Annotated in this window: 8 protein-coding genes and 1 other RNA gene; 8 read left to right on the top strand and 1 reads right to left on the bottom strand. The window is 35.2% G+C overall.

Annotated features, from left to right (window positions below):
- The first annotated feature begins 385 nt into the window (after positions 1 to 385).
- Together DLK05_RS01920 and DLK05_RS01915 are read left to right on the top strand one after the other, a co-directional pair.
- The gene (locus DLK05_RS01920; RefSeq protein ID WP_127342281.1) at positions 386 to 2191 is read left to right on the top strand and encodes a bifunctional lysophospholipid acyltransferase family protein/GNAT family N-acetyltransferase; all 1806 of its coding nucleotides are present in this window, start codon (positions 386 to 388) and stop codon (positions 2189 to 2191) included.
- Between the two features lie 54 nt (positions 2192 to 2245).
- The gene (locus DLK05_RS01915; protein WP_209319656.1) at positions 2246 to 2896 is read left to right on the top strand and encodes a LysE family translocator; all 651 of its coding nucleotides are present in this window, start codon (positions 2246 to 2248) and stop codon (positions 2894 to 2896) included.
- A gap of 243 nt (positions 2897 to 3139) precedes the next feature.
- Here DLK05_RS01915 and DLK05_RS01910 read toward each other — a convergent pair whose 3' ends face one another.
- Positions 3140 to 4171: a DUF2027 domain-containing protein gene (locus DLK05_RS01910; protein WP_127342280.1), complete on the bottom strand. Its 1032-nt coding sequence runs from the start codon at positions 4169 to 4171 to the stop codon at positions 3140 to 3142.
- 163 nt (positions 4172 to 4334) lie between these two features.
- On the opposite strand from DLK05_RS01910, the gene DLK05_RS01905 reads away from it, so the two are divergent.
- The 6 genes from DLK05_RS01905 (at position 4335) to DLK05_RS01880 (ending at position 12952) form a co-directional block, all read left to right on the top strand.
- Positions 4335 to 5570: an S-adenosylmethionine:tRNA ribosyltransferase-isomerase gene (locus DLK05_RS01905; RefSeq protein ID WP_235831939.1), complete on the top strand. Its 1236-nt coding sequence runs from the start codon at positions 4335 to 4337 to the stop codon at positions 5568 to 5570.
- 679 nt (positions 5571 to 6249) lie between these two features.
- Positions 6250 to 8130: an OmpA family protein gene (locus tag DLK05_RS01900; RefSeq protein ID WP_127342279.1), complete on the top strand. Its 1881-nt coding sequence runs from the start codon at positions 6250 to 6252 to the stop codon at positions 8128 to 8130.
- A gap of 125 nt (positions 8131 to 8255) precedes the next feature.
- Positions 8256 to 9419, top strand: coding sequence for a hypothetical protein (locus tag DLK05_RS01895; protein ID WP_127342278.1), 1164 nt, complete (start codon positions 8256 to 8258; stop codon positions 9417 to 9419).
- Positions 9420 to 9518: 99 nt separating this feature from the next.
- Complete coding sequence (locus DLK05_RS01890; RefSeq protein ID WP_127342277.1) at positions 9519 to 9890, top strand: four helix bundle protein; 372 nt, start codon at positions 9519 to 9521, stop codon at positions 9888 to 9890.
- Between the two features lie 179 nt (positions 9891 to 10069).
- An RNA gene (gene rnpB / locus DLK05_RS01885) (RNase P RNA component class A) lies at positions 10070 to 10418 on the top strand.
- 581 nt (positions 10419 to 10999) lie between these two features.
- Positions 11000 to 12952, top strand: a complete 1953-nt coding sequence (locus DLK05_RS01880; protein ID WP_127342276.1) for a polysaccharide biosynthesis protein — start codon at positions 11000 to 11002, stop codon at positions 12950 to 12952.
- Positions 12953 to 13077: the final 125 nt, after the last annotated feature.

Here is a 13077-nt window from a genome sequence, read left to right as displayed (position 1 = left end):
TTTAAGATTAAAATATTTTTATGTGATGCTAATTTTCTTATAATCAGGTAGGTCTATTTCAATTCAAAAATACTTAAAAAACAATTTGGGAATAAGATGTGGTAGTATCTTTACTGTGAAGAAATAATACTATTTTTACTCGAATGAATTGATGTATTAAGTTGTGTAATTGCCCATTTACTTTAATATGCTTTGTAAGAAGAAAATGAATTATCTATTTAGGTTTTCGTCAATGAGCTAAATTAATGGCAAATATTATATGACTAAGGCAATGCAGAGTTTGCTGGAAAGATAAAAAGCGTTTTTACTACTGGTAAAAAAGTTAATATATTATCCTGTTACTGAGGTGAATCAGGACAGTATTTATTAAGAAATTTATTTAAATATGAAGTTAGTTGATCCGAAAGATTTACTAAAGGCGAGTGAGAGTTTGAATTGGTTGGGGGGGGAAAGCTTCGCTAAATTACTGATGTATATATTAAAGTTGAATAAGTTAAATGATCTTTACTCTGCAAATTGTTGTAAGGATGGAATTGATTTTATTGATGCTTTAATTGATGAATTGGGATTAAAATTCGAATTCGATGAGGAAGAGCTGAAAAGAATACCGAAGGATGGAGCTTTTATAAGTATTTCTAATCATCCTTTTGGTGGAATTGATGGTATTATTCTGATAAAATTAATGAGTTTGGTGCGGTCGGATTTTAAGGCTATGGCTAATTTTTTATTGAAAAAAATAAAACCCCTTGAAAATTCTTTTTTGGGGGTGAATCCTTTTGAAGATCGTAAAAATGCAGCTTCAAGCACTGGTGGATTAAAGGAAGCTTTTCGTCATTTAAGTGATGATAAGCCGCTTGGCATTTTCCCGGCAGGAGAGGTTTCTTCCTATCAAACTCAAACACATAATATTACCGATAAGCAATGGATGCCTTCCATCTTAAAGTTTATCAAAAAGGCAGAAGTGCCCGTAATACCTATTTATTTTCAGGGTAGTAATAGTTTGATATTTCATTTGTTAGGAATGATTCATCCAAGTTTACGTACCGTAAAACTACCATCAGAGCTTTTAAATAAGAAAAATAAAGTTGTTCGTATTAGGATTGGAAATCCAATCTCTGTGAAGGATCAAAAGGAATTTACAGATATTAATCAGTATGGACGTTTTCTTAGGGCAAAAACATATATGCTGGGAACTCCAATAGAGGTGAAAAAATTTTATCAGTTTAAACGGAAAAAGAAAACAGAGAAGAAGGAGGATATCGTTGCTCCGATTGATCCTGATGTGATTCGTGCTGAAGTGGAAGGTCTGGATCCGGAACACCTTCTTTTTAAGAGTAGAGGTTATGTGGTGTATTGTGCTCCTTCAGCCAAATTACCAAATATATTAACCGAGATTGGTCGATTACGGGAGATTACTTTTCGTGAAGTAGGCGAAGGTACCAACCAGAGTATCGATGTGGATGAATATGATTTATATTACCATCAACTTTTTATTTGGGACGAAGAACAGCATAAAATTGTTGGGGCATATCGCGTTGGAAAGGGAAAAGAAATATTGGAAGGATATGGCTTGAGAGGGTTTTATTTGCATAGTCTTTTCCGGATGAGTAAAGAGTTCCAACCTGTTTTAAGCCAATCATTGGAATTAGGACGTTCCTTCATTGTGAAAGAATATCAGCGCAAGCCCATGCCTTTGTTTCTTTTGTGGAAAGGGATTTTATATTTTCTCCTGAAAAATCCGGAATCGAGATATTTAATTGGACCAGTGAGTATCAGTAATAAATATTCAAATCTGTCTAAGGATTTGATTATTAAATTTATTATGGCGAACTACTTTAATTATGAAATAGGACAACATATCAAATCGAGAAAGAAGTTTAAGGTGAAGATTAAGGATTTAGATATTGAAATCCTGCTTGAAACTGCGAAAAATGATATTAATAAACTGGACAAGATTATAGGTGATTTTGAAATTACTAATGATAAATTACCAGTATTGTTGAAAAAGTATATATCCTTGAATGCAAGGATTGTAGGATTTAATATCGATCCTAATTTTAATGATTGTTTGGATGGCCTTCTTGTGTTAGATCTTTTTGATGTTCCCATGAAGGTAATTGAATCTTTATCAAAGGAAATTAATGATGACACAATTCTTCAAAGATTTTCGTCTGATGATATGGACTTTTAATAGATATTTTCCGAACTTTGCGAATCAAATTTGCTCACAGAAAAAGATAATCATTTGGATTTTCAATATATTTTTAAGGGAATAATAGTTGGGCTAATGGTATCCATTCCGTTGGGGCCAATTGGTGTAATTATTATTCAAAAGACCATACACAAAGGGAGACTAGCTGGTTTTATATCTGGTTTAGGCGCTGCTATTGCAGATATGTTTTATGCCACGGTTGCTGCATTTGGATTGGGTATCGTAATTAATTTCATCAAAACGCAAGAGTTTTATCTTCAATTAATCGGGAGTATATTTCTAGTGTACGTAGGGATGAGGATCTTTCTTACCAATCCTATTAAGCAGATAAGGGGAGCAAAGCGATCGGGCAAAAAAGGTTTGCTGGGAGATTTTCTTTCCATCTTTTTCTTGACTGTTTCCAATCCTATTGCTGTTTTCGTATTTGTAGCAGTATTCGCCGGAGCTTCTATTTTTGGCAATAACCCTACCGTCCGCATTGAACTATTTCTGATACTGGGAGTTTTGATTGGCGGTAGTTTGTGGTGGTACACTTTATCGACTATCATCAATGCATTTCGTCGTAAATTTAGATTAAAGCAATTGTTTTGGATTAATAAAATTTCCGGAATCGTAATTGCATCTTTAGGCTTTTTGGCTTTTCTCGCTTGCTTTGAACCTATAAAATCCTTTTTGGGATATTAAAGTATTAGTGATTCTTGCCTGTATCATGGAGTTAAAGGTTTGATGTACCTTAACTTTATTTTTACTAAATAATCCAAAAAAATAGACTTATCGGAGTAAAGGTTGATTTAAACAGAGGGGAACCTGTAAACAGGCAAACCTGATTTTATCAAAAATTAAAAGGATTGATTAATTCTTCAGGAGGGTTCTGTTTACAAATTCACCGTACAAGATTAGTTTTAATTGTATAATTTCAATAGGAAGTTATCTAATAGTTACCATGGTTGCACCCCAACCATATTCCTTAAAGGAAGCATCCTGTTGGTAATGTTTACGATATTTTCGATGTAATTCATCATGAAGCTTTTTCTTTAAGGTACCATTCCCTATTCCATGAATAAACACAATTTTCTTCCCTTTTTCTTGTTGATACTCCCGCATTATTTCATGGAACTTGTTGAGTTGATATTCTAAAATATCTGCGTTAGACAATCCGGTAACCGAATCGATTAATGCATTAATATGTAGATCTACCTCTAAAATAGCGCTACTTAAATTTTGCTTGTTTTGTGGTTTCCTACCTGTATCAGAAGCTTCTTTTTCGCGGATAATCTGTTTTATTTCCTTTTGGCTCAGATCTTCCATTTGCTGATCTATGGCTGAAGTACTCAGCTTATATAGGATTACATTCTCATGAAAATAAGCAGTTTCCTGAAAACTACTGTCTTTATGAAATTTAACCGCTTGAATCTTAATGTTTTTCTCTAAAGGTTTTTTAATCTGAAAATCACCTTGCTGGTAAAATAGAATTTGAAAGGTGCAGGTCGATAGTTCGTGGAGTTCTTGTCGCTCATATTCACGAATCATGATCTTGGAGTTGGGATCCAGATTTCCAGCTGTTCTTCCCTGTAATTTGCCTTCTATTTCATCAAAAAATCCATATAGCAATACTTGTTTGGTGTCATTAATCAGATAAAGTTCCATCGGACTGTCTGTTACAGCATATCCTTCCTTAGGAACAAAAGCCATATAAACATCTTCTTTTTCCACAAACAGGGGTTTCGCAGAGGATTGTTTAGAGACTAAGGAATTACTTTGTGGAAAGTTACTTTCCCTCTTTGGTTGACTTGTGCCTCCGGCAGATTCAATCACAACCAGATTTTTCTTTAGAGTAGGAATTTCGAATTCATCTTCTTCATTCAGAACCATCACGGTGTTCGCATCCAAAAGGCGAGTGACGATTCCTCCTCCGGTTTCGTTTAAATAGCGAACCTTATCTCCAATATTTATTTGCATATGTTTTATTTTTTTATCCAATTCGATATCTGGAATCTCTTACATTTTCCAGTAGGTGCTTAGAATTAGACTGCATTTTTTCAATTTCCGACAAAGTTAACTAATTTTGCCGATCAAAATAAGAAACCCACGCAAGAATACAGTGGCTTAGAGAAGAAGCATGATGACAGAATCTACAGAGATGAAAAGCTTGAAGGCACAGCAAATCCAAATAAAAGAATTTACCTATGATTTGCCCGAGGAGAGAATTGCCAAATATCCATTACAGAACCGCGATCTTTCAAAATTACTGATTTATAAGAACGGGGAAATAAAGGAGGCTGTTTTTCAATCGCTTTCACAGCATATTGAGGCAAACTGCAGCATGGTTTTCAATAATACAAAAGTTATTCAGGCGCGATTGATATTTTATAAAGATACGGGAGCCAGAGTGGAGATTTTTTGTTTAGAACCTTTAAACCCTGCGGATTATAATCTGGCTTTTCAAGCACAAACCCGATCGAGCTGGAAATGTATCGTTGGGAATTTGCGCAAGTGGAAGACTGGTGTTCTGAAAATGCCCTTTTATGTGGATGGAAAAACTTATCATCTTAGAGCGGAACGTTTATCACAAGTTGATGGGGCACATGAAGTGCAATTTTCCTGGGACCCTATTGATTTAAGTTTTGGAGAAGTCTTAGATCAAACAGGTAAAATTCCTATTCCTCCCTATTTAAATAGGGACTCCGAAGATTCGGATACCATTCGTTATCAGACGGTTTATTCTAAGTTCGAAGGATCTGTAGCAGCTCCGACAGCAGGATTGCATTTTACGGAAGAGGTACTTGCCGAGTTGGGTGGAAAAGGAATTTTCCGAGAGGAATTGACTTTACATGTAGGAGCAGGAACCTTTAAGCCGGTAAAAGCCGAGAATATTGGGGAGCATGAAATGCATACCGAGCACATTCAGGTTGACTTGAAAACGCTTGTTTCCCTATCGGAATGTCAGCATAAAATTATTGCAGTAGGTACCACCTCTGTAAGGAGTTTGGAGAGTTTGTATTGGATGGGAGTTAAGCTATTGTGTAATGTAGAAAATCCGAATCTTCTAAAACAATGGGAAGCCTACCAACTTCCTCAATTTTATAATTATCAGGAAGCCTACCAAGCGATTTGCAAGTATATGCAGCAACATGAATTGAGTTTGTTTAATGCGGCTACTCAAATTATCATTGCTCCGGGCTACGATTTTAAAGTCATATCGGGACTAGTCACTAATTTTCACCAACCTAAAAGTACCTTATTGTTGTTAATTTCTGCTCTGGTAGGGGAGGATTGGAAAAAGATTTACCAGTATGCGCTTCAAAATGATTTTCGTTTTCTTAGTTATGGGGATAGTTCTTTGTTGATGAGATCGTGATAAATGCTTGTAATATAAAGGCGATCTTCGTTTATTAAGTTATAGTTCTGTTTCTCTGTAGTAATAATATGATTCTGTTGTGTGTGATGCTACTATACTTAAATAAGTTGATCGTATGCAATGGTTTAAGGTGTTTTCTGTATTTTAGGATTACTGTCGTAAATTTTTCTTTTATACCAGTTTAATTAGTGGAGTTGCTTTTCAGATTTTATGGATAAGTTTAATTTTAACTAATTTTATCACTACTGACCGATTAAAATTCAGACAGAGGTAGGTAAAGATAATAATATTAGGTTTTAAAATTGTATCGCCACCTACGGGGCTCTTTTTATTGTTACGAACTTGTTTCTACCATACTATCGCTCCTAAGGGAGCTAAAAATAATCCCGGAGGGATGAAAGTATGGTAGATATCAATTTCTTGAAAAACAATAAGTACCGTAGGTACGACAGGAAATTTAGTAGAATACAATTTAACCGGACATCAGTGTAATTTTATCTAAATCAGGCCTGCAAATGTCGCTTCTTTTACAATTGACTTTTTTAATCGAACTCAAGTTAATTGGGATATCCTTTTTTTACCACCGACGCAAGAATGATGTAGAGATACAAATTGGTTTTGATATTTAGGTAAAAAAGTTTTATTTTTATTTATGTTTATACTAATATAGACTAAAGATATGATATCCAGGATTTCAATATTATTTTGTTTTATTTTTGTTAGCCTTTCCTTAAGTGGTCAGAACCGTTTTTCACATAGAGGAGATAAGGCTTTCGCCAAGTCGGATTATCCAGAGGCAATTGCGAATTATCATCAGGTCAAGATATTGAACACTGCGGTTTTTAGAAAGATGGCCTTGGCTTATTTTGCTCTGAAAGAATTTGATCAATCCGAAAAATATTACCAGAAAATACTTGAAGAAGAGAAAACATATCAAGATCTTTTGGCACTTTCCCAGATTCAAATGGAGCATTCTAACTTTGAAGTAGCAATTCTTTTTAGTGAAAGAGCCAAATCTTTGGGTGCTCCTGCCGATCTTGTGAATGCGAGAATACTTGCAATTAAGAAAATAGCAGCGGGAAAAATAAAACAAACAGACTTCCGTCGAGAGGAGCTGGACTTGCATCCGCAAGGAAAGTGTCTGGGAATTTCACAAAACTCTGATGGAATTCTATTTTCAGATAGAAGATCCCGAAAGATGCCTGGAAATAGCACCTGTCAGTTGTATGAGTATGATCCGGAGAATCCGCAAAAATCGAAACCAAAGCTTTATGCTCCCAATTTAGATCCTTCCAGTAATATTGGTGCACTTTGTTGGAGTGCTGATGGGAAAAATCTGTATTATACCCGTTGGTATCAACGCAAGGGGAAGCAGCAAATGGAAATTGTAGAGGCAGTACAACGAAAAGGGGAATGGCAAGCCAAAAGTCTGCTTTCTTTTAATAGCCGAAAGTTTTCCTGTGCTTATCCGGCTCTTTCTCCAGATGGTAAGATTATGTATTTTTCCTCGAATCAGCCCGGAGGAGAAGGAGGAATGGATATTTATATGACCTATCGGCGTGGAAATGCCTGGTCAAAACCAATACGCTTGGGGAAGGCAATCAATACCAATGGCGACGAAGTTTTTCCTCGTGTTCTAAAGGATGGGAATTTGTGGTTTGCTTCGGATGGAAAGGTGGGTTATGGAAAATTAGATCTTTTTTATGCAGCGAAGAGTCCTTCAGGAAATTGGGGAGCTGTGAAAAATGCAGGCTATCGCTATAATTCTTCGGGTAATGATTTTTCAGTTATCGACTATTCTGATTCCTCTGGCAGATTAATTGTGTCGGATGTCGAAGATAAGCTGAGAGATAAAATTTATCGTATTGAGGTTCAGGAAAAGGGGAGGATTCAATTTGCTTTGAAAGACAAGGACAGTAAAAAGCCTGTAACTGGCGCTCAGGTGTCTTTAAAAAATACAGTTACCAATAAGGATGTGAGAATATTACCGGGGGATAAGGGAAATGGTGTTTACCGTTTTACAGTGATTCAAGCAGATGTGGATCGTGGTGTTTTGTACCAGATAGAAGTTGGCAAATCAGGATATGCCAACCTTACAAGAATATTCAGTCCTAAAAAAGAAGGGGAGCAGATAGAAGTACTTCTAAGTAAGATTCCAAATGTTAATAAATTCACAACAGTATTAAAACCAATCGCTTATCCGGATAAGAAAATTATTTTTAGTAATATTTATTTTAATGTCAATGCGAACCAATTAAGTGATTCATCCAGAATTGTACTCGACCGTTTCGCCAACTTTTGGCATCAGCATCCCAATTTAAAGATTCGGATTAACGGACATTCGGATGCCAAAGGGAGTTCAAATATAAATAGGAAGCTTTCTTTATTCCGTGCTAATAAAACCAAAGATTATCTCATTAGTAAAGGAATAGAAGCGGAAAAAATACAAGTTCATGCTTACGGGGAGAAGTTTATTGTGAATGGATGCAGTGACGGGGTAGATTGCCCCGAAATAAAGCAGCGGGAAAACAGAAGAGTAGAGTTAATTTTCGTTCTCTAATTCAACTTTTATCTATTTTGTCAATACTTGACCGTCTTTTAAAGAATTTATTTTCTATCCTTAAGGAATTTATTATATTTACTATTGATAAAATTGATAACTAATCTCTGCCCTACTAATCTATTATGAGAAATATTTACTTTCTGATTTGTATACTTTTATCCGCAGGAACCATTGGTTTCTTTTCTCCTTATTTTGATATTAATTTTTCAGACTCCTCCTCCGATGGGATTTCTTACGCGGTGGAGATTGCCAAATATAAGTATCCGGTTTATACCGATTATTTCGAAAATATAAAAGATGTATTGGAATTAACGGGGAGCGATGGCGAATATCATTATTTGTCTGGAGTCACAAAGTCGAAAGAGGATGCAGAGGAATTGAATAAAGAAATACAGGAAATGGGCTATCCCGAAGCTCGCATAGTAGATTTGAATGCGGAATTTCCCTCTGATGAAATTGAAGATTTAATGTCCGGGGAACAGCAAGATCAGGATAAGAAGAAGCTTACCAAGAAGAAAGCTAGGCTGAAGGGAGAGGCGGAGATAGCCATAGGAAAACTAAATAATGTGGCCACCTCCTATTTTTATACCATCCTATTACAAAAAAGTGAATCTTTATACAATGCCAATCAATTTGCACCTTTACAGGATGTGAAAGCTTTAAAGCAGGATGGCGCTTTTTATTATTTATTTGGGCGTTTTGAAGATGTTGCCGATGCAGAGGCTTATATGAAGAAGGAATTAAGTACCAAATACAAGAACGCGAGAGTGTTGGTTTTCAATAAGGGGAAGCTGGGAAATCTCCATGTTGCCAAAGTCGGGCAGAAATCAATTTCACAGAATTCTGGCAATAATATGGGACGAAAAATGAGAGGCAAAGAGTATCATGATTACTACTATGATTTGTCCCAGTTAAAGTTCACAAAAAAACCTGTTTATTTGATTGAATTAGGGCCATATGACGATAAGGCTTTGGCAGAGGAAGCGGTTCAGAAATTAAAAGATTTAGGTTTTGATCGTGCAAGGATACAAAACCCGAAAAAAGAAATCATTCAGGAAGGTAAATTGTCTCCTGCTGCAGCTAAACATTATAGTATTCAGGTTTTTGCCAGTAAATCTGGTCTGAGTATTTCCCGCTTTAATTTAGAAGTATCCCGCACTTTTGATCAGCAGGATGGATTGTATCGCTTTCTTTATGGTGACTATGACAATTATTGGGTTTGTCGCAGAGAATTAAGAGATGTTCGCAAAAAGGGTTTCCCCGATGCCTTTATCGTAAAGTTATAATATGCTAGGTTGTGGTCAATGGTCATTAGACAATAGTCAGTGCTTAATGGTCATTTGTCATTTGGCTATTGGTCGGTAAAGATTATTATAAATATAAGTATGATTGGTTTAAAGGATTTGAAGTTGTATCAGTTGGCCTATTCTTTTGAGGAGAGAATTTGGAATATTGTGTCAACATGGAATTATTTTGAAAAATCCACTATTGGTAAACAATTAGCCAGATCTGCAGATTCCATTTCAGCCAATATATGTGAAGGATATGGAAGATATCATTATAAAGAGAATAAAAATTTTTTATTTTATGCCAGAGGCTCCTTATACGAGACTCAAAACTGGATAAAAAAAGCAGTAGACCGAAACTTAATAGAAAAGAAAATATATAAAGAACTTGAATCAGATAGTATTGTTATAGCTAAAATGTTAAATGCTTATATTCGATCTATAGGATCAAAAAAAACTACTAATAGTTAATAATCATTTGGTCAAAGGTCAGTAGGACATTATCCACCAATGTCTAGTGCCCAATTCCCCAATCCTCCAATCCCCCAGTGACCAATCAACCAATCCACCAATTGCCTCCATCTTTAGCTTCATTTATTAATTGCCTTCAGATTTATCTGAAGGATTAAATTTGTTTCCTATCTTTGCAGACGGTAAACCGTTCTATCGCTGCTTTGCAAAAAGGAGAGGAAAGTCCGGGCAATACAGAGTAGCATACTTCCTAACGGGAAGAAGGTCGAAAGATCTTAGTAGTAGAGCAGAAAATAACCGCCTTCGGGTAAGGGTGAAAAGGTGAGGTAAGAGCTCACCAGTGCTGGTGGCGACATCGGTAGCTGTGTACCTTATGTATTGCAAGATCAAGTATACCGGCAGTTTTAGGCTTACTCGGCCGATGTCGGGGGGTAGATTGCTTGAGGCATTTGGCAACAAATGTTCTAGATAAATGATAGAAGTTCTTTTCGAAGAATACAGAACCCGGCTTATAGGTTTACCATTACTTAGCAGATAAATCAAAGATCAATTCGTAAGAGTTGATCTTTTTTTTATCAAGAAATAGATCCATATTTTGAATATCTGAGTATGTTTTTATTTTCTGTAAGTAGGGTAGATTGGTTTTAGTTTGGTTTAGTATAAGAATTAAAACATAAAGCGATAAATGACCTGACCGCTTTTAAGTTTTTTTTCATAGGAGCTTGTCAAATAAAATACTGTTTTGATATAGAATTACCATAGTCGATGTTTAGTCGCAATCAATAAGATATTTAGAAGTATATTCTACTTAAGAGGATAATTTATTGTAGTATGAAATTGTAAAATATCACATGATTAATGGAGGAGATTTTGATAGTGTGAATTCAAATTTGTTCTATCAACGACGCAACCTTCTATTTGTGTTGCAATCATATTTTAATATCAGATTTATGGCAGATTCATTTAAAAACCACATGAAATATGCTGGAAAATTGATGAAAATTAAAAATTGGCAAACTTGACAGTTGTTTTTAGAAAAATAAGAACCTAATTTTGTCTTGCCTTACTTTATAGAAGACATACACTATATTAATTACAATTAAATGTCTATGAAAATTTTAAAAATCAATGTTTTTGATCAAACAACACCTAGATGGATTGTTTTTATAATTGATTTAATAATTAGTTTGGTTTCCATCTCGGCAGCCTATGTTCTTCGATTCAATTTCAATATCGAAAGTATAAATTTTAATTCAGCAAAATTAATTATTCCATTAGTTGTTGGAGTTCGCGCTCTGTGTTTTCTATTTGGAGGAACTTATGCCGGAATTGTACGTTACACTAGCTCTAAAGATGCAGAAAGAATTTTTCTCGTAGTTCTTATTGGCTCTTTTATTCTCGCTTCTATTAATGGTGTTAGTTATTTATTTCATGAGAATGGTTTTTTAATACCCTTTTCAATCTTGATAATTGAATATATTTCTGTTGTATTTTTAATGACAAGTAGTAGAATCATTTTCAAGGCGATTTATTATAAATATCTAACGTATTCCAGATTGAGGGAAAATGTTTTAATCTATGGCAGCGATGAGTTTGGGATTATGGCTAAACATGCTCTTGATAGTGGTAGTGAAGTTAATAGTACAATTGTAGCTTTTATTGATCATCAAAATAAAAAGATTGGAAATAAGCTGGAGAATATAAAGATTTTCGGTTCGAAAGACTTGGATAAATTGATTATTGATTCACGTGTAGATAAAGTTATTGTTGCCAAAAAAGATTTAAGCAGGGAAGAGAAGCAGTGTATTGTTGAAAAGTGCCTCAATAATAATGTAAAGGTTTGGGAAGTTCCAAAGTTTGAAAGTTGGGTGAATGGAGAGTTGAGTGTAAAACAAATTCGTGCAATAAAAATTGAAGATCTTCTGGAAAGGGATCCCATAAAATTAGATTGGGAAGAGATTAATCAACAGGTGAATGGAAAAATCGTTTTGGTAACTGGAGCTGCAGGATCCATAGGGAGTGAAATGGTTCGTCAGGTTGCAAGGTTTAGTCCTAAGCTTATTGTATTGTTTGATCAGGCGGAATCTCCTTTGTATGATATTGAACTTTCTCTTAAGGAAGAGTTGAAATTTTTTAATGTTGAAATAGTTATTGGAGATATAAGAGATAAGGGAAGAACTCGAAAATTATTTGAGACTTTTAAACCTGAATTGGTTTATCATGCCGCAGCATATAAGCATGTACCAATGATGGAGAATAACCCCTCTGAATCTATTAAAACGAATGTTTTTGGTACAAAAAACATTGCGGATTTAGCTCTCGAATATGGTGTGGAACGATTCGTAATGGTTTCAACGGATAAGGCGGTAAATCCCACAAATGTTATGGGAGCTTCAAAGAGAATAGCTGAAATCTATACCCAGACTTTAAATTATCCGGGATGCCCGACTCATTTTATTACAACCCGATTTGGTAACGTTCTGGGATCAAATGGTTCTGTTATTCCAAGATTTAAAGCTCAGATTGAAAAGGGAGGACCTGTTACAGTAACGCATCCTGAGATTACCCGCTATTTTATGACTATTCCGGAAGCTTGCCAATTGGTAATGCAGGCAGGTGCTATAGGAAAAGGTGGTAAAATATTCATTTTTGATATGGGGGAATCTGTGAAGATTGCGGATCTGGCCTCCAAGATGATTAAACTAAGTGGTTTAAAGCTTGGTGCTGATATTCAAATTCAATACACAGGTTTAAGACCTGGAGAGAAGTTGTATGAAGAGCTTTTGAACGTGAAAGAAAACACTGTACCTACCCAACATCCACGAATAATGGTTGCTAAGGTTAGGGGATATGATTCTGCAGAAGTCGATCATATGATTAATCATTTTTCAGAACTTTTGGAGACAAATGATAATTTTAAGATTGTCGCCCATATGAAAGAGATTGTTCCTGAATTTAAATCAATGAATTCTATTTATGAGCAATTGGATAAGAAAAGTGTGAATGGAGAGGATAAACTTAATGATATTGATATCACAGAGTTTAAGGAGATGTTGAAGTGATGTAATTATATATATGATGATTTATCAAGAGGCTGTTTCCTAATGTTTGGATCAGCCTCTTCAACTTGGCACATTTGGCAGGCGGAAAAAAGCTTGATTGTTCTTATTATTGCAAACGCAAAAAT

Source organism: Ancylomarina longa (assembly GCF_003996985.1).
Lineage (GTDB): Bacteria > Bacteroidota > Bacteroidia > Bacteroidales > Marinifilaceae > Ancylomarina_A > Ancylomarina_A longa.
The sequence above is the reverse complement of the archived record's forward strand: the minus strand, read 5'-3'. Positions and strand labels throughout refer to the sequence as shown.

Bases quoted from the DNA above. Each gene is read 5' to 3' on its own strand.
- DLK05_RS01920 (WP_127342281.1), top strand. From the start codon at position 386: ATGAAGTTAGTTGATCCGAAAGATTTACTAAAGGCGAGTGAGAGTTTG.
- DLK05_RS01910 (WP_127342280.1), bottom strand. From the start codon at position 4,171: ATGCAAATAAATATTGGAGATAAGGTTCGCTATTTAAACGAAACCGGA.
- DLK05_RS01905 (WP_235831939.1), top strand. From the start codon at position 4,335: ATGACAGAATCTACAGAGATGAAAAGCTTGAAGGCACAGCAAATCCAA.
- DLK05_RS01900 (WP_127342279.1), top strand. From the start codon at position 6,250: ATGATATCCAGGATTTCAATATTATTTTGTTTTATTTTTGTTAGCCTT.
- DLK05_RS01895 (WP_127342278.1), top strand. From the start codon at position 8,256: ATGAGAAATATTTACTTTCTGATTTGTATACTTTTATCCGCAGGAACC.
- DLK05_RS01890 (WP_127342277.1), top strand. From the start codon at position 9,519: ATGATTGGTTTAAAGGATTTGAAGTTGTATCAGTTGGCCTATTCTTTT.
- DLK05_RS01880 (WP_127342276.1), top strand. From the start codon at position 11,000: ATGAAAATTTTAAAAATCAATGTTTTTGATCAAACAACACCTAGATGG.